The following is a 20378-nucleotide window of genomic DNA, read 5'->3' as shown; positions in this document are numbered from 1 at the left end:
GGTCCCTACATCGGGCTCAGCCGGACTCTCCCGAGGCCGTGAGCCGCCCCAGCGCCAGTGCGATACGCAGGGTGAAGGCCGAACGAACGTCTGATGGAGCGTAGCCCGTGACGTCGGTCACACGTCGAAGCCGGTAGCGCACCGTGTTCGGGTGGACGAAGAGCATCCGGGCGGCGCCCTCCAGCGAGGACGCCTGCTCCAGGTAGACACTCAAGGTCTCCAGGAGTGCCGACCCGGCTTCGTCGAGCGGTGTGTAGATCTCCTCCACCAGCTGCTGGCGGGCCGCCTGGTCGCCGGCCAGCGCCCGCTCCGGCAGCAGGTCGTCGGCCAGGACCGGGCGCGGTGCGTCCGGCCAGGCCGGGCAGGCCCGCAGGCCGGCCGCGGCGGCGTGGGCCGAGCGGGTCGCCGACAGCAGGTCCGGCACGGTCGGGCCGACCACCACCGGGCCGGCCGCGAACTGGCCGATCAGCGCCCGGGCCGCGTGCACCGGCTCCTTGTCGCCACCGACCACCACCACCAGGCGCTTGCCCAGCACCCCGGTCAGCACGTGCAGCTTGGCGTAGCGCGCGGCCCGGCGGATCGCCTCGACCACGAGTTCGCTGTCACCGTCCGGAGCCGAGCCCATCACCACCCGGACCTGGCTCGGCTGGCCCCAGCCGAGCGCGGCGGCGCGCGAGAGCACACCCTCGTCGGCGTCCCCGGAGAGCAGCGAGTTGACCACCAACGCCTCCAGCCGGGCGTCCCAGGCACCCCGGGCCTCGGCGGCCTGGGCGTACACCTGGGCGGTCGCGAAGGCGATCTCCCGGGCGTAGACCAGAACCGACTCGCGCATGTCCGCCTCGTCGCCGGGGGAGGCGACCTCCTCGATGGCCTCCTCCATCACCTCGATCGTGGTGCGGATCAGCTCGACCGTCTGGCGCAGGGTGATCGCCCTGGTCAGCTCGCGCGGCGCGGTGCCGAAGACGTCGGTGGAGATCGCCTGTGGGGCCTCCGGCTTGCGGTACCACTCGGTGAAGGCGGCGATGCCGGCCTGGGCGACCAGGCCGATCCAGGAGCGGTGCTCCGGCGGCATCCGCCGGTACCAGCCGAGCTGGTCGTCCATCCGCGCGATGGCGGCGGAGGCGAGCTTGCCCGAGGACTTCTCCAGCCGCTTGAGGGTCGCGACGCGGCGCTCCGCACGTTCGGCGGCGAGCCGGCGCTCCTGCGCGGTCAGGCGCGGGGCCGCCCGGCCGGGCCGGTCCCTCCCGGCGCCGGTCGTCGGGGCCTTCCCGCTCTTGTCGGGCTTGGCGGTCGGATCGCTCTTGGAGTTCGCGGAGGCGGCTGGCACAAGGACAAGACTGCCTCACCGGAGTGACTGCTTGTGCACGCCCCCCGGCGGAGCGGCACGGTGGCAACCGTCACAGTCGCGGGCCGACCGGCGCCGGCACCCCGTCCGGAGCGCCCGGGAACGCGCCCCGGACCACGCTACGGTGGGGCCGTGACCGACGCTCCCGCCCGTCCGCGCGCCGATCTGCGCCGGACCGCCGAACGCTACGTCTCCACCCCCGCCGAGGGCGTCGAGACCAGGCACGCCTTCTCGTTCTCCGGGCACTACGACCCGAGGAACACCCACTTCGGCGCGCTGCTCGCCTGCAACGAGGAACTTCTCTCCCCCGGTGCCGGGTACGACGAGCACAAGCACCGGGACACCGAGATCCTCACCTGGGTGCTGGAGGGTGCGCTGGCCCACCGGGACTCCGAGGGGCACGGCGGCGTGGTCCGCCCCGGCATGGTCCAGCACCTGAGCGCGGGCTCCGGGGTCACCCACACCGAGCGGAACGTCGGCGGCGCCGGGGGCCCGGTCCGCTTCGTGCAGATGTGGCTGCAGCCGGACACCTTCGACGCGCCCCCGGCGTACGGGCTGCGCCGGGTGGAACCGGACACCGGCGGGTTGACGCTGCTCGCCTCCGGGCTGGCGCGGGACGCCGGGACGGACGCGCTGCGGCTGCGGCGCGGCGACGCCGCGCTCTGGCTGGTGACGGCAGGGCCGTGGCAGCCGCTGCCCGAGCTCCCGGCCGCCGCCTGGCGGTACGCCCACCTGACGACCGGTTCGCTCGGCTACCGCACGGTGCCCGGGCCGCAGGGCGGCGGCCGCTCGATGGTGCCGGGCGACAGCGTGCGGATCACCGGGGACGCCTTCGCCGCGCCGACGGCCGGCGAGAGCGGCGCCGAACTGCTCCTCTGGGAGATGCACTCGCCGGTCTCGTACGGCTGAGGGGCGGGCGCGGGCGGGCGCGGGCGGCTCCGCCCGGCCCGTCCGGGGCCGTCCGGGTCCTAGAGCTCGGCGAGCACCGCGTCGCTGAGCACCGGCCAGACCTCGGCGGCCCACGGCCCGAAGTCCCGGTCGGTGAGCGCGAGGCAGGAGACGCCGGCCTCCGGGTCGACCCAGAGGAAGGTGCCGGACTGCCCGAAGTGGCCGAAAGTGGCCGGGGAGTTGGCGGTGCCGGTCCAGTGCGGGGCCTTGCCGTCGCGGATCTCGAAGCCCAGGCCCCAGTCGTTCGGACGCCGGTGCCCGAAGCCGGGCAGCACGCCGCTGGTCCCCGGGAAGGCGACCTCACGGGTGGCGGCGGCCAGCGTGGACGGGTCCAGCAGCTTGGGCGACTGGAGCTCGGCGGCGAACAGGGCCAGGTCGGCGGCGGTGGAGAGCCCGCCGGCGCCGGCCGGCGCCCGGTGGGCGGTGTTGATCAGCGTCGAGCGCATGCCGAGCGGCTCGAAGAGGGCCTCCGCGGCGTACCGGCCGAAGTCGATGCCGGCGGCCTGCTGGAGGGCCTGCGCCAGGACGTCGAAGCCGGCGTTGGAGTAGAGCCGGCGGTTGCCGGGCTCGGCCATCACCTTGTGCTCGTCGAAGGCCAGGCCCGAGGTGTGGGCCAGCAGGTGACGCACGGTCGAGCCCTCCGGCCCGGCCGGGTCGTCCAGCTCGAAGACGCCCTCCTCGACGGCGACCAGCACGGCGTACGAGGTGAGCAGCTTGGTCACCGACGCCAGCGGGAACAGGTGGTCCTGCGGCCCGTACGTGCCCAGTACCGCGCCGTCCTCGCCCCGCACCACGGCCGCCGCCGCGTTCGGCACCGGCCAGTCCTCGATCTTCCGCAAGCTCTCCATGGGCCCGACTCTAACGGGGAGGCCCGGGCCGCCGGGATGGCAGGCTTGGCCGGAGTGCAGTCCAGGCCGTCGGCGCCGACGGCACCGTCCGCCACCGGGGGTTCCACCATGGCCGTGCCCGCACCGATCGACCTCGATCCGCGCACCTGCTCCGACGTCTTCCGCACGCCGGTCGGGGAGCCGGACCGTACGCCCCGGCACACCATCGGCGAGGTGGCGGCGGCCAGCGGGCTGACCGCCCACACCCTGCGCTGGTACGAGCGGATCGGCCTGCTGGACCCGGTGGACCGGTCCGCCTCCGGGCAGCGCCGCTACAACGACGCCGACCTGCACCGGCTGGCCTTCCTGGGCCGGCTGCGGCTGACCGGCATGACGGTGGCCGACATGCTGCGGTACGTGGAGCTGGCCCGCGAGGGCGACCGGACCCTGGAGGACCGGCGCGACCTGCTGCTCGCCCACCGGGAGGAGGTGCGGCAGCAGGTCGCGGACCTGCACGCGACCCTGGCCGTGCTCGACCACAAGATCGACCTGTACGCCGGGCGGATCGCCGGGAGCGGCCCGGTTCGGTAGCCCGGGGCCGGCGGTCGGCCGGGCCCGTCGGCCCGGGGTACGCCGGTTCAGCTGCGCTGGCACGGGTGCCGGGGCGGGTGGCGGCTCAGACCTCGCGGCCGAGGAAGGCCGCGAGGCGGGTGTACGGATCGGCGTCGGCCGGGGCGGGGAGGTCCGGGCCGAACGGGGCGCCCTCGCGCGGGCCGGTCGGCAGTACGGCCTCGGCGATCGCCAGGGCGGTCTCGGCCAGCCGCTCGTCCAGCGGGACGGTGCTGCCGAGCGCCCGGGAGATGTCCCAGCTGTGGGTGACGGTCTCCAGGATGTAGCCGCCCACCGCGGCCCGGCCCGGGACCTCGCCCCACGGCGCGGCGGTCGAGCGGTCCAGCCGGGCGTCCTCGGCCCACGCGGCGGTCGCCCGGGTCCGGGCCCGGTCGAGGGCGGCCGGCCAGGCGTCGTCGGCCAGGTCGCCGGTCATCGCCGCGACGTCCTCGGACCGCCCGCCCTCACCGAGGTAGGCGAACCGGTGGATACCGCCGACCACGTGGCCGAGCAGGGTCCGCAGGTCGTACTCGGTGCACGGGGTGGGCCGGTCGAGCGTCTCCGGGCCGGCTTCGGCGATCAGCTTCTCCAGCTGACCGAGGGCGAGCAGGTACAGCGGGCGCGGGTCCTGGGTGGTGTCCATGCGGGATCAACTCCATCGGTACGGAGGGTTTTTCGTCTCGAAGGCAATCTCCCGGTAAAACCTGACATCCGGCGTCAGGATTTCTGCGATCCTCGTGCCATGAAGGCCGACCGCCTGCTCTCGATCCTGCTGCTGCTCCAGACCCGCGGCCGGGTGCCCGCCACCGAACTGGCCGAACGGCTGGAGGTGTCGGTCCGCACCATCTACCGCGACGTCGAGGCGCTCTCCACGGCCGGCGTCCCCGTCTACACCGAGCGCGGCCGGCACGGCGGCGTCAGCCTGCTGCCCGGCTACCGCACCGACGTCAGCGGACTGACCGCCGACGAGGCGCGTGCCCTGTTCGTGCTGTCCGCCCAGGGTGCGCACAGCGATCTCGGGCTGGACGGCGCGCTCGGTTCGGCCCTGCGCAAGGTGATGGCCGCACTGCCCGCCCCGCACCGCCCGGGCGCCGAGCGGATCAGCGAACGCATCCTGGTCGACCCGGCGCGCTGGCTGCAGGCCGGCGCCCCGCCCGGGCCCGATCTCGGCGAGCTGCAGTACGCCGTCTTCGCCGACCGCCGGTTGCGGCTGCGCTACCGGCACAGCGGCACCCCCGGGCCGGTGGAGTACACCGTCGACCCGTACGGCCTGGTCAGCAAGGCCGCGGTCTGGTACCTGGTGGCCGATCTGCAGGGCGAGCCGCGGCTGTTCCGGGCCGACCGGGTGCTGTACGCCGAGACCTCCGAGGAGCCGGCGCGCCGCCGTCCTGGGCTGGGCCTGGGCGACGTCTGGGGCGTGCTGCGGGAGCAGGTGGAGCGGCTGCCCAAGGAGGTGAAGGTCGCGGTGCGGGTGCGGCGCGGGCGGCTGGACATGTTCGTCCGGATCCACGGCGGGCGGCTGGCCGCCCCGCCGCCCGAGTCCGGCGGCGGGGCGCCGGAGGACTGGGTCGAGCTCGGGCTGGGCTTCCAGTCGCTGCCGGCCGTCCGTGCGCTGCTCGCCTTCGGCGCGGACGCCGAGGTGCTCTCCCCGCCGGCCGCCCGCCGGGAGATGGCGAGGGCGGCCGCGGAGGCGGTCCGGCTCTACGTGGACGCGCGCTGACGGACCCGTGGCCGCGATCGTCCCGCCGGCCGCGATCACCCCGACCGCCGTCAGGCGCCGGCCGTCGGGCGGACCACGTTCTGGTAGTCGCCGAGCGCGACGGCCGCGAAGTTGTGCAGGCTGTCGGTGTCGGGGGTGAAGTAGCCGTTGTGACCGGCTGAGCGGGCCGAGGACACGTGCTCGGAGCCGAAGTCCGCCGAGGTCGGGTCGGCGCCGTGGCCGAGCCCGCCGAACTCCAGGTACGGCACGTTGCCGATCCAGTCGCTCTCGTTGCGGGTGGCCCAGACGTGCACTCCGGCGCCCAGCTCCGAGGTGCTCTCCACACCCATGCCGGGGGAGCCGAACACCACGACGTCGGTGATCCCGGAGGTGTCGGAGGGTGAGGCGGCGGCCCGGGGGATGTCGGGCGCGGCGGTGCCGCAGACCACCGATCCGTAGGAGTGGCAGAACAGCGCGGGCGGGGCCTCCGGCCGGGTCGTCTCCCGGAGCCCGGCGAGCAGTCGCCGCAGTCGCGGCGCCCCGACGTCGGCGAGCCGGGAGGTGACGGCGTCCGGGCCGAGGCCGGACGGCGTGACGTAACCGGTCCACGCGACCACCGCGGTCCGGGCGCCCGGGGACTGCCGGTGCTCCTCCGCGTACAGCGCGCGGGCCATCCCGGCGGGGGAGCGGAGCGGCTCGACCGCCTGGTCGAAGTGGCCGAGGTCGGCGTCCGAGCCGGGGACGATCACCGAGACCCGGTCGGCCGAGGCGAGGTCGCCCCAGACCTCGGTCAGCAGGCCGCGGCCGCGCGGGTCGAAGGCGAGGATCTGCCGCTCGGGGGCGAGCAGGCTCTCGACGTCGTTGGCGCGGGAGACCGCCAGCGCGTGCAGGTCGGAGTCGAGGTCCGGGTCGGCGGCGCGGGCCCGGGCACGGTCGCGCTCGGCGGCCAGTGCCACCCGGTTGGCCCGGTAGCGCAGGGCGAGCGGGGCGCCGTCGAAGTTGCCGACCACCAGCGGGTACGCCGCGACCAGCCGGTTCAGCTCGGCCTGGCCGAGCCCGGCGAAGAACTCGGCCGCGGTGGCCGCAGTGGTGGTGGCCGGGTCGGGCAGGTCGTGCCCGTAGGAGTGGTCCTCGACCCAGGCGAGACTGCCGGCCGGTGGTGTGGAGATGGCCAACTGTTCGGTGGCGGCAGCGGCTTGCGCTGCCGCCGCGCCCGCGTCGGCGAGTACCGCGCAGCCCGCGAAGGCACCGATCAGGACATGCTTCCACCGCCGACGGCGCATCGCCTCAACTCCCTGAGAGTCCCGTCACCGATCCGCGGGCGGGGCCCGAAGGGTGGTACGACTGCCAACTTCCAGCGCAAGCCTAGGGGCCCGGGAGAGGAGTGGGTGCACCTTAAACTGTGGGATGGATCACATGAACCGGAGATGACCGGACGGGCGTCACTCGTTCAGGCTATGCGTCGCCCCCGCCCGTCGACTTCGGCCTCCCCTTCGCCCGCGCCGGCTCCGCCGGTCCGGACTCCGGCCCGGCGCCGAACTCCCGGACCAGCCGCTTGGGCGCGGCGCGCCGCCAGGCCTCGGTCAGCAGGTCCCGCAGCTCGTCCCGGTCGACCAGGTCCAGCCGGACGCTCACCCAGCCGTGCCGCCCGACGTACGGGGCGCTGGAGAAGACCTCCGGCTCGGCGGCGAGCAGCTCGGCCTGGTCCTCCCGGGAGGCCTTGACGGTGACGGAGTCGCCGTCCGGGGAGCCCATCGCGAAGATCTTCGAGTCCACCCGGAGGGTCTCGGTCTCCCACGTGGGCTGCTGCGTCGCCTGCGGCAGGGCGAGGGCCATCGCCCGGAACTCGTCGAAGGTCACCATGGCCGCAGAGTAGGGCAGGGGTACGACAGTCCGCCCCCCGGCGCCGGGTGGGCGCCGGGGGGCGGGCGGGACGGCAGCCCGGGAGGGGCGGCCCGGGTCAGCTCAGCGAGTTCCAGCCGGAGCAGGAACGGTCGCCGCCGACCAGGCGGTCCGGGTGGCCGCTGCCGTCGGCCACCGAGATCCGGCGGTAGGTGTCGCCGTGGAACACCCAGTACTCGCTCTTGCCGCCGACCCGCTGCTGGTCGGGCACCGGGAGGAAGCAGTCCACCTTGCCGACGCCGTTCAGCGAGCCCCACTGGGAGAGTTCGCGGTCGGTGCGCTCCAGCACGTCGGTGTGCGCGGCGCCGTCGGCCACCGAGATCAGCCGGTACTGCTGGCGCCCGCCGGTGGTGTGGAACACCCAGTACCAGCTCTTCCCGCTGACCCGCTGCTGGTCGGGCACCGGGAGGAAGCAGTCGACCTGGCCGACGCCCTTCAGCGAGCCCCAGGAGGTGAGGTCGCGGTCCGGCCGCTCCAGCGTGCCGGCGTGGGTGCTGCCGCAGGTGAGCGAGACGGCCCGGTACTGCTGGCGTCCGCCGCTGCTGTGGAACACCCAGTACCAGCTCTTGCCGCCGGGGTTCTGCAGGTCGGGCATCGGCAGCACGCAGTCGAGCCGGGCGATGCCCTGGAGACAGGAGTGGCCGCTCAGCCGGCCGTCGCCCTTGACCACCCGGTCGGCGCCGGTGCCGTCGGAGACCGAGATCTTCCGGTACCGGTCGCCGTGGCAGACCCAGAACTCGCTCTGCCCGCCGCGCCGCCACCGGTCCGGGACGGCGACGATCTCGTCGCACGGGTACGCCCGGCCGGACTGCGGGGAGGTCTGGCCGCCCTGCTGGCCCTGCTGGTACTGGGTCTGGGTGCCGCCCTGGCCCTGCTGGCCCTGGGTGCTGCCCTGGTTCTGGCCCTGCTGGCCCTGGCCGGTGAGCCGCCCGTCGCAGAGCGCCTTCAGGGTGCTGATCGACGGCGCGAAGGCGTAGACCGAGCCCTGGGTCTGGACGAACTGCTGGAAGCTCAGGGGCGTGTGCCTGACCGCGCCGTCCGAGCCGCGGCTCTCGAAGTCGACCTGGTCGGCCTGCTGGGTCACCGGGTCCTTGCCGGGCTCCGGGTGGCGGCCGGGCGGGAAGTCCGGCTGGTCCATCCAGTCGGCCTGGATGAACTCGAACTGCCGGGCGATGTCGGCCTGGTAGCAGACGAAGAGCAGGCCGCGCGGGTCGTCCGGACCGCCCGGGCCCTCGGAGGCCGGGTCGAACGGGTACCCGTACGGCGCGCCGCGCCGGATGATCCGCCGGCCGTCCAGGTCCCGGGCGTCGAGCGGCGGCACGCTCGGGTCGGGCGCCTGCAGGCCGGCCCGCGGGCTGGTCTTGCGCAGGTGGGAGAAGAGCGGGGTGGCCAGGCCCTCCAGGTCGTCCCGGAAGTCGAAGTCGTTGTCGGACGAGGCCGCCGGGTCGTTCGGGACGTCCCGGTCCTGGTGCTTGCAGACCGGCGCGCCGGAGCGCCAGCGGCCGACCAGCCGGGCGGCCAGCCACTCGGCGGTGGCGGACTCCGGGACGGCCTTGGCCTGCTTGAGCTCCTTCAGCTTGACCGAGACCTGGGCCCACCAGCCGGGCACGTCCTGGGACAGCCGGCGGACCACCTGGAAGGAGCCGTTGCGGGCCCACTCGGGGAACTCGGTGGCGCTGCCGGGGGCCGGCTGCTCGCCGACGACGAACTCGCCGGCCGGGACGATCCGGGTGCCCGGGTGTCCCTGGACCTCCTCGGGCCGGTTCGGGTCGGGCTGGTCGAAGAAGCGGACGCCGGGCTCGCTGATGCCGTCCTTGAAACCGAAGTGCTCCTTGCCGCGGCGGCTGCCCTTCAGGGTCTGGGCGTTCTGCTGGAACACGATCACGATCCGGTCGGTGGCGGCGGCCTCGCGCTGCGCCTCGACGGTGGTCCTCAGGTCCTCCTCGGTGTCCGAGGCGATCGTCAGCACCGCGTGCACCGGCTGGCTCTTCCCGTTCCCGAACAGCCAGTTCTCCGGGGAGTTGTCGCCGGTGTCGCCGAGCGCGCCGGCCCGCTTGGCCGAGCCCTCCTTGAACGCCTCCAGGCCGGTGCCGGGCGGCGCTCCTTGCGGGAACGGGTCGGTCGCGGAGAGCTGACGCATGCCCTCGTAGGTCAGGCTGAGGCCCAGCCAGGTGGCCCGGAGCGTCCGGGGGTCGTCGCCGCCCGAGGACTTGCGGGCCTCGCTGAAGGCCGCGTTGAAGCCGGCGACCTGGCGGGTGGTGGCGATCTGCGGGGCGAGCCGGCGCAGCCAGTCGCGGGCCCGGGCGGCGTCCTCGAACTTGAGGAACAGCAGGGTGACGTTGTCCTTCTTGAAGCCGGCGACGATGTCGCCCTGGATCTCGTCGCTCTCGCGAAGTCTCAGATCCGTTGCCGTGGTCATGGGGGTTGTTCTCCTCGTCGCGCGTGGGAGGTCGTCGGGTCAGGCCGAGGAGCTGAGCTGCACCCACTTGGCGACGGAGGGCACGCCCTGGTCGTTGAGCAGGAAGAGCATGTACCAGCCGGGCGGCGCCGCCTTGGCGTCCGGCGGGGCCTGGAGCTCCAGACGGTTGCCGGCCCGGCTGGTGACCCGCAGTTCGAGGTGGCGCTGGCTGGTGTTGACCGAGTGGGTCGCGGTGGTGGGCGAGAGCAGCACGGCCTTGGAGACGAGTCCGGGCGTGGTGGTGGTGACGAGGAAGTTCTTGTCGTAGCCGACCGCCGTGGTCGGGGCCCGGTCGATCGACGGGCGGTTGCCCTGGTGGAGGTAGGCGGGCTCGTAGATCTCGATGCTGCCGTTCATGTTGTCCGTGATGTCCGGGTCGTTGGCGAGCTGCTGGAGCTCGTCGCCGGTCACCATGATGCGGCCGTCCGGGAGCACCACGGCGTTGGAGTGGTAGCCGCGCGGCAGCCGCTGGACCGGGCCGAGCTTCCAGTTGCCCTGGGCGTCGCGCAGTTCCGTCTGCCGGTACTTGAGGTCGGCGTTCGGGTTGTACGGGCCGTTGCCGTAGTCGCGGATGTCGTAGGCGCCGTTGACCGTCAGCAGCGTGCCGTTGGGGAGCAGCAGGGTGTCGTCCTGGGTGCGGCCGAAGGCGCGGGACTTCTCGGCGGTCCAGTTGCCGTTGGAGAAGCGCAGGGTGCTCGGGTTGTCCCGGTCGCCGCCGAGGAACAGCGTGGCCTCCGGGCCGTTGGGGCCGCCGGGGAGGGGGACGGCCGAGCCGTAGCCGCGCTTGCGGCCGTCCGGGCGGGCGAGGAGGTCGCGGCGGGTCTCGTTGACCGGGTCGAAGACCCACTGCTCGTCCGGGTGGCGGCCGAAGGCGTAGACGTTGCCGTCGCGCAGCGAGAACAGGTGCGGGTAGTCCAGGCTGAACGGGGCGTCGGCCTTGAAGCGGTCGACCGGGGTGTTCCTCGGGGTGTCGGTCTTGAGGGAGGGCACCGGGTAGGACTTGGCCGGGAACCGCTCGACCACCGGTGTCGGGGTGCCCCAGCCCAGCTCGGACTGGCCGGACATGATCAGCTGCCGGCCGTCCGCGCCGGTGACCACCGACGGGTACCAGCGGCCGACCGACATGTCGGGGTTGCGGGTCCAGGTCTCGGTCCAGGGGTCGAAGATCAGCGACAGCTTGGCGCCGGTGCCGCCGTTCCCACCGAGGTTGCCGCCGAAGACGCCGAGCATGCCGTTGGGGAGGAAGGAGTGGCCGGCGCAGAAGAACGGCGCCGGGCGCAGCTCGCCGAGGCCGTCCGGCATGTCGATCACCGGCGGGGTGACCTTGGTGAACGAATCGGCGCCGGAGCCCTTGGCCGGGTCCCAGAGGTAGGCGCGCCCGGCGTTCTCCTTGCCGATGGTCTGGGTGGGGGCGGGTTCCTTCTCCGGGTTGGTCTCGATCCGTTCGAAGGAGAACAGCAGCACCTTGCCGGTCGGCAGCATGGCGATGTGGGCGGCGAAGTCGGGGGACGGGAAGTACGCCTTGAAGGCGCCGAAGACGGCCGGGTCGAAGGCGGCGTTGAGGGTTGCCTGGGAGTCCGTCAGGGCCTTGAGCCGGTTGGTGCGGGTGGTCTGCGGGTACTCGCCGACGCCGCGCATGGCCGCCCGCGCACCGGCGTGCTCCTCGGCGTGCTCCTGGCCGAGCGCGGCGACCTCGTCGTCCCGCAGTTCGGCCTGCACGCGGGGGTCGGTGATGCGCGGGGCGGTACCGGCCGGGGCGTCGGCGCCGGCCGGGTCGTGGTGGCCGGAGCCGTGGGTGCCGACCAGGGCGGCGGCCGGGCCGGCGGCGGTCAGGACGGTGCCGGTGGTCAGCGCGCAGACCACGGCGGTGGCGACGGCGGCGCAGAGCCGCCGGCGGGTCCGCGGCCGGCCGGTGGGCCGCGGCGGGGACAGGGACATGGAACTCCTCGAAAACGTGGGAGGTAAGGAGTGAGGGGGACAGCGGGGCATCGGGGGCGAACGGCGCGGGGGGACGGCCGTGGCGGTCGCGGGCGCACGAATGGTCGCCGACCGTCACAGAACATCACAGTGCGTGGTGGTTCGCATGCGGATGCACTGCGTTCGGCGTGTGCGTGTCGCAAGTGGGTGACGGCGCGTCGGCTGCGGGCGGAGCGGGCCGGCGCGGGGCGGCACCGGACGGCGTGGAACGACCGGTCCGGCGCGGTGGCGGGCACACGAGCGGGGCGTGGACCGCCCCGGCCCACGCCCCGCCCTCGCTCCGACCGCCGGGGCGTTCAGACCACGCCCAGCGCGTACGCGGCGAAGAACGCCGCCCCTGCTCCGGCCACCGCCTTGACGGGCCGGGAGAAGGCCGTCCACGGTCCGTCGAACCGCCGGGTGAACCACCCGATCCCGATCAGCGCGGCCCCGAACAGTGGCAGCAGCGCCAGCCGGACGGCCACCCAGCCGAGCGAGTCCGGCGCCACGGTCAGCCCCGGCACCTCGCCCAGGACGGCCGCGCCGGGCACCGCGACGGCCAGCATGGCGCTCTGGTGCCAGCAGAAGATCGTCATCGCCGACAGGTTGACCGCCACCACCGGCAGCCAGAGCAGCGGACGCCGGGTCAGCAGCCGGCCGAGCCGCTCGCGCAGCAGCACCGCGGCGCCGCACTGCACCGAGGCCAGTGCCAGCACCAGCAGGGACGGCGGGTGGGAGTTGGTCCGCTCGGCGCCCGGCACCCCGACCATGCTGGCCGGGTAGTGCCAGAACAGCAGCAGCGCGGCGAACAGCGCGCCGCCGCCGAGCAGCAGCAGACGGCCGGCCGGACGGCCCAGCCGGCCGCGCGCCCAGAGCACACCGAGCTGGTAGCCGAAGAGCCAGCCCGGCAGGATGTTCAGCAGCCCGACCCAGGACGGCACCGCCTCGGCCCACGGCCCGTACCGGAGCAGGTCGACCACGGCGACGGCGGCCAGGAGGACGCCCGCCGACCAGCCGCCCAGCCGCCGGGCGGCGGCCACGCAGAGCGGGGTGAGCGCGGTCAGGCCCAGGTAGACGCCGATGTACCAGAGGGGCTGCACCACCAGCGTCGACCCGGTCCGGACGGTGTCGGCGGGGACGCCGAGGTGCCGCAGCACCGGGATCAGCAGCGCCCAGACGGCCGTCACCCCGAGCACCGGGCGGAGCAGCCGGACGGCCCGGCCGCGCAGCCAGCGGGCGTTGCCCACGCCCTTGGCGCGGGCCCGCTCCAGCGAGTGCACCGCGGAGTGGCCGCCGACCAGGAAGAACACGCCGAGCATCTGGAGCATCCAGCTGGCCGGTGCGAAGAACCCGAGCGCGGGGGAGGAGAGCGGGCTGGCGTTGTGCAGCGCGCCGTCGGAGGAGAGGGTGAAGCCGCCGAGCAGCCAGTGGCCGACCGGTACGGCGAGCAGGGCGAGGGCGCGCAGGCCGTCGAGGGCCCGGTCGCGGGTCTCGGGGGTGCGGGTGTCCACCTGGTGGGCGGCCCGGCGCAGGGCGGTGAGCGGGCTGGGCATGACGGGGTCTCCGTTCGCGGGTGTGGCGAAGGGGCGGGGTGGCGGCGCGGCGGCCCGGGTGCGGGCGGCGGCGGTGCGGTTGCACGTGCGGGCGGCGGTCGGCGGTCGGCGGCCGGGGTCGGCGGCCGGTGCGGTCGGCCGGGTGCGGTCGGCCCGGGTCAGCGGCCGAGTGCGACGGCGGTGAAGGCGGCCAGCGAGGCGGTGCCCGGCGCGAAGTAGCCGGTGTGGCCGTGTGCGCCGGTGGCCGGCAGCGGGCGGGCGCCGAATTCCGGCCCGGTCGGATCGGCGCCGTGACCGAGACCGAGGAACCGGACGTACGGCACGTGGCCGATCCAGTCCGAGTCGTTCCGCTCGACCGCCCAGAGCGGCACCCGCGGGTCGAGGTCGGCGGCCGAGTCGACCCCCAGGCCCGGCGAGGCGAGGACCACCACCCCCGAGGCCTGTTCCGGGCCCGGCCGGGCCAGCCCGCAGACCACCGAGCCGTAGCTGTGGCAGAACACCGTGGCCGGCGCGTCCGGGCGGGTGGTGACGGCGAGTCCGTCGAGCAGCCGGCCCAGCCGCCCGGCGCCGGCCTCGGCCAGCGTCTCGGTGGCGGCGTCCGGGCCCACCCCGACCGGAGTGGTGTAGCCGGCCCAGGCGATCACGGCCGTACCCCCGCCGGTCGCCCCGTGCAGCGCTCGGGCCATGCCGGCCGGGGTGCCGTACGGGTCACCGGCGCGGTCGAAGGTGCGCAGGTCGATGTCGGAGCCGGGGACGACGACCGCCGTCCGGGGGGCGGTGGCCAGGTCGCCGTACACCTCGGCGATCTGGCCCCGGCCGCGCGGGTCGAAGGCGAGGAACCGGCGGCCGCCGTCCCGCGCCCCGTCGAGCAGCGTGCGGTACCGCGCGGCGCGCTCCCGGGCGGCGGTGTGGTCCTGCGGGGTGAGCGACGGGTCGGTGGCGCGGGCCAGTTCACGCCCGAGCTCCTCGGCGAGCGCCGCCTCGTTGGCCCGGTAGCGGAGCCGGACCGGCGCGCCGTCCAGGTTGCCGACCACCAGCGGGTGGCGGACGGTCAGCGACTCCCGGGCCGCGGCCGGCAGCCGGTCGAAGAAGGCGGCCACCTCGGCCGGGGCGGCGGTGGCCGGGTCGGGCAGCCGGAGTCCGAGCGTGGTGTCCGCGACCCAGGCGGCGGTGCCGGGCGGGGGGCCGGTCACGGCCTGCTGGCCGTCGGCGGCGGCCCAGCCGCCCGCGCCGAGGACGGCGGCCAGTGCCAGCCCGGCGGCGGCGACCGTCCGCCGGATCCGCCGGGGCCTCCGCTCGGCGCGCTGCCGGGTACGCCCCTGGCCGGGCTGCTGGCTTGGCTGCTGCCGCATGTCCGTTCTCTCCCTCGTCCGTTCGACGTCGACGGGGAGGACGGTAGGAACGCGACGGCCCTGCGGACGTCACTCCGCAGGGCCAACTCCCGGGTGCTACCCGGGTATCACTGAGGTTTTCCCCACCACGGGGCGGGGGCGGACCCTACTGGCCGGGCGTCACCAGGCCGGACTCGTAGGCGAGGACGACCGCCTGGGCGCGGTCGCGCAGGTCGAGCTTGGCCAGGATGCGGCCGATGTGGGTCTTGACGGTCTGTTCGGCGAGCACCAGCCGGGCGGCGATCTCCTGGTTGGAGAGGCCGCGGGCGATCAGCTCCAGTACCTCGGTCTCACGCGGGGTCAGTCCGTTGAGCCGCAGCTTCGGGTCGCGGCGCTTGGCCGGCCTGGTCCGGGCGAAGTCCTCGATCAGCCGCCGGGTCACCGAGGGGGCGAGCAGTGCCTCGCCGGCCGCGACCACCCGGACGGCCGCGATCAGGTCGGCCGGGGGCGCGTCCTTCAGCAGGAAGCCGCTCGCCCCGGCCCGCAGCGCCTCGTAGACGTAGTCGTCGACGTCGAAGGTGGTGAGCATCAGGACCTTCGGGCGGTGCGCGCCGGGCACGGCCGGGGCGAGCAGGCGGCGGGCCGCCTCCAGCCCGTCCATCACGGGCATCCGGACGTCCATCAGCACCACGTCGGGATGGGTCCGGCCGGTCACCTCCAGGGCCTGCGCGCCGTCCGCCGCGTCGCCCACCACGTCGATGTCGCTCTGGGCGTTGAGCAGGGCGGCGAAACCCGCCCGCACCATCGCCTGGTCGTCGACGATGATCACGCGGATGGTCATGCGGTGCTCTTCCGGTCGTCGTGCAGCCGGTCCTACGGCTGGGCCGGCGCAGTGCCGGCGGACCGAGTATCCGTCAGGCCGTCGAGGGGCAGGACGGCGGCCACCTTGAAGCCGCCGTCCGGCAGCGGCCCGGTGTCCAGCCGGCCGTCCAGCAGCCGGACCCGCTCGCGCATCCCGACCAGTCCCTGGCCGGTGCCCTCGACCGAGGCCTCCAGCGACTCCGCCCGCTCGGGCGGGGCCGCGTTCACCACCGTGACCAGCAGGGACGCGTCCGTGGCGGTCAGCGAGACCCAGGCGCCGGCGCCCGGGGCGTGCCGGACCACGTTGGCCAGTGCCTCCTGGACGATCCGGTAGACGGAGAGGTCGACGGCGGGCGGCAGCGCGTCGGCGAGTTCCGGGTCGACCGTCAGCTCGGCCGCCACCCCCGCCCGGCGGACCGTCTCGACCAGCTGGACGAGCTGGCCGACACCCGGCTGCGGCGCCCTCTCGGCGCCCGAATCCTCGCTGCGCAGCACGCCGAGCAGCCGTCGCATCTCCGCCAGCGACTCGCGCGCGGTGCCGGCGATCGCGGTGAACTCCTCGGCGGCGTCGGCCGGGACGCCGGGTATCCGGTACGGCGCGCTGGCCGCCTGCACGGCGATCACCGACATGTGGTGGGCGACCACGTCGTGCAGCTCCCGGGCGATCCGGGCGCGCTCCTCCAGCAGGGTCCGCCGTTCGCGTTCGGCCTCGCTGATGTGCTCCTGCACGACGAGCAGCCGCCGGGCCTCGGCCCGGTCCCGGACCGACCAGCCGAGCAGCAGGACGGCGCCGCTGAGCGCGACCAGCAGCACGGTGGTGCCGTCGCCGCCGCGCGGCAGGCCGAGGGTGAGGGTGAGGCCGGTGAGCAGCACGGTGGCGACCCAGACCGAGACCAGGGTGGCCCGGCTCTCCCGCAGGGCGAGCGCGATCAGCAGGAAGAGGTAGGCCAGGATCATCGGCGCCGTCCACGGCCAGGTGCCGCCGGTGTGGTCGTGGCGCGCGGTGACGGCGGCGGTGGCGACGAGGGCGCCCGCGCTGATCCACCAGGCGGGCAGCGGCCGGGCGACCGCCAGCACCAGCGGGGCGGTCTGGGCGACGGTGAGTGCGGCGGCGACGGGCAGGACCAGGTCGTAGGAGCCGGTCAGGACGGTGATGCCGGTGGGGATCAGCGAGGCCTGGAGGAGGAGGGCGACCACGTACGGCAGCCGTCGCACCCAGGCGCGCGGGGATTCCCCGAGCAGGGGGGTGTGCCCGCCGGTGGGCGTGCTGAGGTTGTGCCGGAGTGTTCCGAGCAGGCGGAGGGCGTGGGCCCGGGCGGAGGCCTTGCTGAGCGTCTTCATCGCGGGCCAGCCTAGGAGTCGCGCCACCCGCCCGTCGTCGGACCGTGGGCAGACCTTTCGGGCCCTGCCGGGGCCGGGAGTAGTACCCCGGTATGACCAGGTGCGACCCCGGTGCGGTCCCGGTGCGGTCCCGGTGCGGCCGGGGCCGGTTCTCAGTGCCGCCAGTCGCCGGCCAGGGCGGGGCCGAGCTGGTCGAAGTGGCGGCCGATCAGGGCGATCATGCCCTCCGGGCCGTCGACCTCCTGGTCGGCGGTCCAGGACAGGTGGGCGGCGCGCAGCACGCTGCCGAAGACGGCTGCCATCACGGCGGGCCGCAGGTCCTCGGCGGGGTCGAGGTTCTCGCGCTCGGCGATCACCCGGGTGACCACCCGTTCCTGGTCGGTGACCCGGCGCAGGTGCGCGGCGAGCAGGGTGGGGGTGTCCTCGATCATCCGGATCAGCTCCAGCGCGCTGGTCACCGAGCCGGGTCCGGTGCGGTCCGGGGAGCCGAGCTCGCGCCAGGACTCGACGATCGCGGCGCGCAGTGCCTGCAGCGGGTTCTCGTCGGCGGGCCGGTTCCGGAGCCGGTCGATGAAGTAGTCCTCGGCGTCGGCGAGGACGGCGAGGGCGACCTCGTCCTTGTTGGCGAAGTACCGGAAGAAGGTGCGCTGCGAGACGTCGACGGCGGCGGCGATCTCGTCGACGGTGGTCCGGGCGAAGCCCTGGCTGAGGAAGAGCTGGTGGGCCGCCTCGATCAGTGCGTCCCGGGTGCGCCGTTTCTTGCGCTCGCGCAGTCCCGGGCCGGGCTCCGGCTCCGGGTCGCCGGGAGCCCGGCCGGCCCGGGCGGTGGCGGGGAGTGCGGGCTGAGCGGCCATGGCGGGGTGTCCTCCGGACGGTGACGCGGCTGGGGTGTAAAGCCCAACTCTATCGGTCTGACAAATGTCAGCCGAAGCCAGAAGTCAGTGTTTGCCGAATGTCAGTCGCTGACATAATCTGCCGGAGTGGCGTCCGTCGGGCCGGGCACTCGTGGGGACGGGTTGGGCCGGGGCGCCACGCCCACGTCCGCCCCCAGCCAGCCCACGGAGGGCCCAGATGAGCCAGTCCGCCGTCAAGAGCACGAAGGCCGACGCGCCGCCGCCCGTGCCGTCCGCCGGGAAGGGCCTCCAGGGGCACCCCTGGCTGACCCTGCTCACCGTCGCCGTCGGCGTGATGATGGTCGCCCTGGACGGCACCATCGTGGCGATCGCCAACCCGGTGATCCAGGCCGACCTCAAGGCCGCCCCCTCCGAGATCCAGTGGGTCACCAGCGGTTACCTGCTCGCCCTCGCGGTCTTCCTGATCACCGCAGGCAAGATCGGTGACCGGTTCGGCCACAAGAACACCTTCCTGGTCGGCGCGGTCGGCTTCGCCGCCACCTCGGCGGCGATCGGATTCGCCGGGAACATCCAGACGGTGATCGCCTTCCGCGTCCTCCAGGGCCTGTTCGGCGCGCTGCTCCAGCCGGCCGCGCTCGGCCTGCTGCGCGGGGCCTTCCCGGCCGAGAAGCTCAACATGGCCATCGGCATCTGGGGCGGGGTGATCGGCGCCTCCACCGCGGCCGGCCCGATCGTCGGCGGCCTGCTGGTCGAGCACGTCAACTGGGAGTCGGTGTTCTTCATCAACATCCCGGTCGGCCTGATCGCGCTGGCCCTCGGCCTGTGGATCCTCAAGGACGTCCGCGCCGAGAACGCCGCCAGGTCCTTCGACGTCCCCGGCATCGTGCTGCTCTCGGTGGCGATGTTCGCGCTGGTCTTCGGCATCATCAAGGCCCCCGAGTGGGGCTGGGGCGACCTCTCCACCGTGCTCTTCCTGGGCGGCGCCGTCGTGCTGATGACGCTGTTCGCGCTCTGGCAGCGGGTGGCCCGGGAGCCGCTGATCCCGCTCAGCCTGTTCCGCTCGCTGCCGCTGTCGGCCGGCACCCTGCTGATGGTGCTGATGGCCTTCGCGTTCTTCGGTGCGATCTTCTTCGTCACCTTCTACCTGCAGAACGTGCACGGCATGTCGCCCGTCGAGGCCGGCGTCCACCTGCTGCCGATGACCGGCATGATGATCATCGGTTCGCCGGTGGCCGGCGTGGCGATCGGCAAGCTCGGACCGCGCATCCCGATCGTGGCCGGCATGCTGATCACCACCACCGCGATGATCGGCATGTCCACCCTGGACGCGGGCTCCGGCAACGGTGCGATGGCGCTCTGGTTCGTCCTGATGGGCCTGGGCATCAGCCCGGTCATGGTGGGCGCCACCGAGGTCATCGTCGGCAACGCCCCGATGGAGCTCTCCGGCGTGGCCGGCGGTCTCCAGCAGTCCGCGATGCAGGTCGGCGGAAGTCTCGGCACCGCGGTGCTGGGCGCGCTGATGGCCGCCAAGGTCACCGACGTGCTGCCGGGCAACTGGGCGAAGGCGGGGCTGCCCCCGGTCGACCCCGCCCAGTCCGAGGGCCTCAACCAGGCCGCCCAGCTCGGCATCGCCCCGCCCGCTCCGGCCGGCACCCCCCAGCAGGCGGTCGACGCGATGGCCGGCGCCGTCCACGACTCGTTCGTCAGCGGCATGTCGCTCGCCTTCGCGGTCGCGGCCGTGGTCGCCTTCGCCGCCGCGCTCCTGGGCCTCCTGACCCGCCGCGGCTCCACCGACGCCGGCCCCGCCGTGCACATCTGACCCACCCCCGCACGCCCGAGCGACCCCGGACTCCGTCGAGCCCGGGGTCGCTTACGTGTACTACATGCGATCACATGAACACTTTGAGTTATTGACACGCGCGGTGTTACCCTTCGCCCATGGTTGCTGAACTGACTCCGGAAACGCCCCTCGCCGTCAGACGGTCGATCTCGCTCCCGGCCGATCTCGCCGCCGAGGTGGAACAGCGCACGGACAGGAACGGGTTCTCCGCAGTGGTGGCGGAGGCTCTTGAACACTGGGTGGCGATGGCCAAGTTGCGTGAGGTCGTGGAGGACAACGAGGCCCACGGCCACATCACCGACGCCGACCGGCAATGGGCGGAGGAAGCATGGGCCGCCAGCGCCTGACCAGGGCCAAGGCCTCCCCGCGCCGTTGCGGGACGGTAGTGCTCGACGCCCAGGCGCTTTCGCTGGACGCCGAGCGCGACAGTCGCGTGGCCGCGCTGATCGGCGCGGCCGAGCGGGACTCGGCCCCGGTGGTCGTCAGTGCCGTCACGCCACTGGAGGTTCGCCGAACCGGGCGCGTGGGTGACCGGCTGAGGTTCCTCCTGGCCCGGTACACGATCGCCCCGGTGTCGGAGCGGGTGATCGAGGCGGCCGGTGAACTGCTCGACACCTCCGGACTGGACGGGCATGAGTGCCTGGTCGACGCGCTCGTGGTGGCCACCGCCGCGCTGTCCGAGCCTCCGGTGCGGCTGGTGACCTCGGACGCCTCGCACATCCCCAAGCTGTGCCAGGCCGCCGGCCAGGTGGACGGACTCGACGAGCCGCGTGTGATCACCGTCTGACGTCGTCCCTCGACGAGCGGCCCCGGACTCCGTCGAGTCCGGGGCCGCTCGGGTGTCCGGGGCGGGG

Annotated in this window: 18 protein-coding genes; 6 read left to right on the top strand and 12 right to left on the bottom strand. The window is 74.2% G+C overall.

What is annotated here, in order from left to right:
- Window positions 1-16 precede the first annotated feature (16 nt).
- Entirely contained in the window at window positions 17-1213 is a 1197-nt protein-coding gene (locus tag ABZY91_RS16210) for a helix-turn-helix domain-containing protein (protein ID WP_329879032.1), read from the bottom strand.
- A 264-nt stretch (window positions 1214-1477) separates the two neighbouring features.
- On the opposite strand from ABZY91_RS16210, the gene ABZY91_RS16205 reads away from it, so the two are divergent.
- Window positions 1478-2254: a pirin family protein gene (locus ABZY91_RS16205; protein WP_329878985.1), complete on the top strand. Its 777-nt coding sequence runs from the start codon at window positions 1478-1480 to the stop codon at window positions 2252-2254.
- Window positions 2255-2313: 59 nt separating this feature from the next.
- On the opposite strand, the gene ABZY91_RS16200 is transcribed toward ABZY91_RS16205, so the two are convergent.
- Window positions 2314-3141, bottom strand: a complete 828-nt coding sequence (locus ABZY91_RS16200; RefSeq protein ID WP_329951537.1) for a serine hydrolase domain-containing protein — start codon at window positions 3139-3141, stop codon at window positions 2314-2316.
- Between the two features lie 108 nt (window positions 3142-3249).
- On the opposite strand from ABZY91_RS16200, the gene ABZY91_RS16195 reads away from it, so the two are divergent.
- Window positions 3250-3711, top strand: coding sequence for a MerR family transcriptional regulator (locus ABZY91_RS16195; protein ID WP_355402894.1), 462 nt, complete (start codon window positions 3250-3252; stop codon window positions 3709-3711).
- 85 nt (window positions 3712-3796) lie between these two features.
- Here ABZY91_RS16195 and ABZY91_RS16190 read toward each other — a convergent pair whose 3' ends face one another.
- Window positions 3797-4372: a TIGR03086 family metal-binding protein gene (locus tag ABZY91_RS16190; protein WP_355402892.1), complete on the bottom strand. Its 576-nt coding sequence runs from the start codon at window positions 4370-4372 to the stop codon at window positions 3797-3799.
- 99 nt (window positions 4373-4471) lie between these two features.
- On the opposite strand from ABZY91_RS16190, the gene ABZY91_RS16185 reads away from it, so the two are divergent.
- Complete coding sequence (locus tag ABZY91_RS16185) at window positions 4472-5449, top strand: WYL domain-containing protein (RefSeq protein WP_329878981.1); 978 nt, start codon at window positions 4472-4474, stop codon at window positions 5447-5449.
- Between the two features lie 50 nt (window positions 5450-5499).
- Here ABZY91_RS16185 and ABZY91_RS16180 read toward each other — a convergent pair whose 3' ends face one another.
- The 9 genes from ABZY91_RS16180 to ABZY91_RS16140 form a co-directional block, all read right to left on the bottom strand.
- Window positions 5500-6711 carry an alpha/beta hydrolase gene (locus ABZY91_RS16180; protein WP_355402890.1) on the bottom strand — a complete coding sequence of 404 codons (1212 nt, stop codon included), beginning with the start codon at window positions 6709-6711 and terminating at the stop codon, window positions 5500-5502.
- Window positions 6712-6883: 172 nt separating this feature from the next.
- Complete coding sequence (locus ABZY91_RS16175; RefSeq protein WP_329878979.1) at window positions 6884-7291, bottom strand: MmcQ/YjbR family DNA-binding protein; 408 nt, start codon at window positions 7289-7291, stop codon at window positions 6884-6886.
- Window positions 7292-7388: 97 nt separating this feature from the next.
- Window positions 7389-9749: a Dyp-type peroxidase gene (locus ABZY91_RS16170; protein WP_355402888.1), complete on the bottom strand. Its 2361-nt coding sequence runs from the start codon at window positions 9747-9749 to the stop codon at window positions 7389-7391.
- Between the two features lie 39 nt (window positions 9750-9788).
- Window positions 9789-11726, bottom strand: coding sequence for a galactose oxidase early set domain-containing protein (locus ABZY91_RS16165; protein ID WP_355402886.1), 1938 nt, complete (start codon window positions 11724-11726; stop codon window positions 9789-9791).
- A 335-nt stretch (window positions 11727-12061) separates the two neighbouring features.
- Window positions 12062-13297, bottom strand: coding sequence for an acyltransferase (locus ABZY91_RS16160; protein WP_355402884.1), 1236 nt, complete (start codon window positions 13295-13297; stop codon window positions 12062-12064).
- 158 nt (window positions 13298-13455) lie between these two features.
- Entirely contained in the window at window positions 13456-14649 is a 1194-nt protein-coding gene (locus ABZY91_RS16155; protein WP_355402882.1) for an alpha/beta hydrolase, read from the bottom strand.
- A 145-nt stretch (window positions 14650-14794) separates the two neighbouring features.
- Complete coding sequence (locus tag ABZY91_RS16150; protein ID WP_329878974.1) at window positions 14795-15469, bottom strand: response regulator transcription factor; 675 nt, start codon at window positions 15467-15469, stop codon at window positions 14795-14797.
- A 32-nt stretch (window positions 15470-15501) separates the two neighbouring features.
- Complete coding sequence (locus ABZY91_RS16145) at window positions 15502-16830, bottom strand: sensor histidine kinase (protein WP_355402880.1); 1329 nt, start codon at window positions 16828-16830, stop codon at window positions 15502-15504.
- A 152-nt stretch (window positions 16831-16982) separates the two neighbouring features.
- Window positions 16983-17684, bottom strand: a complete 702-nt coding sequence (locus ABZY91_RS16140) for a TetR family transcriptional regulator (RefSeq protein WP_355402878.1) — start codon at window positions 17682-17684, stop codon at window positions 16983-16985.
- Window positions 17685-17901: 217 nt separating this feature from the next.
- On the opposite strand from ABZY91_RS16140, the gene ABZY91_RS16135 reads away from it, so the two are divergent.
- The 3 genes from ABZY91_RS16135 (at window position 17902) to ABZY91_RS16125 (ending at window position 20311) form a co-directional block, all read left to right on the top strand.
- A complete protein-coding gene (locus ABZY91_RS16135; RefSeq protein WP_355402876.1) occupies window positions 17902-19503 on the top strand; it encodes an MFS transporter in 1602 nt (533 codons plus the stop codon).
- A gap of 119 nt (window positions 19504-19622) precedes the next feature.
- Window positions 19623-19871 carry a hypothetical protein gene (locus tag ABZY91_RS16130; RefSeq protein ID WP_329878970.1) on the top strand — a complete coding sequence of 83 codons (249 nt, stop codon included), beginning with the start codon at window positions 19623-19625 and terminating at the stop codon, window positions 19869-19871.
- The gene (locus ABZY91_RS16125) at window positions 19853-20311 is read left to right on the top strand and encodes a DNA-binding protein (RefSeq protein WP_329951547.1); all 459 of its coding nucleotides are present in this window, start codon (window positions 19853-19855) and stop codon (window positions 20309-20311) included. Before ABZY91_RS16130 ends, ABZY91_RS16125 begins: the two co-directional genes overlap by 19 nt.
- The last annotated feature ends 67 nt before the right edge of the window (window positions 20312-20378 follow it).

The sequence above is a fragment of the Kitasatospora sp. NPDC002965 genome (genome assembly GCF_040611255.1).
Taxonomy (GTDB): domain Bacteria; phylum Actinomycetota; class Actinomycetes; order Streptomycetales; family Streptomycetaceae; genus Kitasatospora.
Note: the sequence above shows the minus strand (reverse complement) of the source record. Positions and strands in the feature narration are given on the sequence as shown.

What these genes read in the sequence shown, in the direction of transcription:
- ABZY91_RS16200 (WP_329951537.1), bottom strand. Translation starts at nt 3,141, where the DNA reads ATGGAGAGCTTGCGGAAGATCGAGGACTGGCCGGTGCCGAACGCGGCG.
- ABZY91_RS16195 (WP_355402894.1), top strand. Translation starts at nt 3,250, where the DNA reads ATGGCCGTGCCCGCACCGATCGACCTCGATCCGCGCACCTGCTCCGAC.
- ABZY91_RS16190 (WP_355402892.1), bottom strand. Translation starts at nt 4,372, where the DNA reads ATGGACACCACCCAGGACCCGCGCCCGCTGTACCTGCTCGCCCTCGGT.
- ABZY91_RS16185 (WP_329878981.1), top strand. Translation starts at nt 4,472, where the DNA reads ATGAAGGCCGACCGCCTGCTCTCGATCCTGCTGCTGCTCCAGACCCGC.
- ABZY91_RS16180 (WP_355402890.1), bottom strand. Translation starts at nt 6,711, where the DNA reads ATGCGCCGTCGGCGGTGGAAGCATGTCCTGATCGGTGCCTTCGCGGGC.
- ABZY91_RS16175 (WP_329878979.1), bottom strand. Translation starts at nt 7,291, where the DNA reads ATGGTGACCTTCGACGAGTTCCGGGCGATGGCCCTCGCCCTGCCGCAG.
- ABZY91_RS16170 (WP_355402888.1), bottom strand. Translation starts at nt 9,749, where the DNA reads ATGACCACGGCAACGGATCTGAGACTTCGCGAGAGCGACGAGATCCAG.
- ABZY91_RS16165 (WP_355402886.1), bottom strand. Translation starts at nt 11,726, where the DNA reads ATGTCCCTGTCCCCGCCGCGGCCCACCGGCCGGCCGCGGACCCGCCGG.
- ABZY91_RS16160 (WP_355402884.1), bottom strand. Translation starts at nt 13,297, where the DNA reads ATGCCCAGCCCGCTCACCGCCCTGCGCCGGGCCGCCCACCAGGTGGAC.
- ABZY91_RS16155 (WP_355402882.1), bottom strand. Translation starts at nt 14,649, where the DNA reads ATGCGGCAGCAGCCAAGCCAGCAGCCCGGCCAGGGGCGTACCCGGCAG.
- ABZY91_RS16150 (WP_329878974.1), bottom strand. Translation starts at nt 15,469, where the DNA reads ATGACCATCCGCGTGATCATCGTCGACGACCAGGCGATGGTGCGGGCG.
- ABZY91_RS16145 (WP_355402880.1), bottom strand. Translation starts at nt 16,830, where the DNA reads ATGAAGACGCTCAGCAAGGCCTCCGCCCGGGCCCACGCCCTCCGCCTG.
- ABZY91_RS16140 (WP_355402878.1), bottom strand. Translation starts at nt 17,684, where the DNA reads ATGGCCGCTCAGCCCGCACTCCCCGCCACCGCCCGGGCCGGCCGGGCT.
- ABZY91_RS16135 (WP_355402876.1), top strand. Translation starts at nt 17,902, where the DNA reads ATGAGCCAGTCCGCCGTCAAGAGCACGAAGGCCGACGCGCCGCCGCCC.
- ABZY91_RS16130 (WP_329878970.1), top strand. Translation starts at nt 19,623, where the DNA reads ATGGTTGCTGAACTGACTCCGGAAACGCCCCTCGCCGTCAGACGGTCG.
- ABZY91_RS16125 (WP_329951547.1), top strand. Translation starts at nt 19,853, where the DNA reads ATGGGCCGCCAGCGCCTGACCAGGGCCAAGGCCTCCCCGCGCCGTTGC.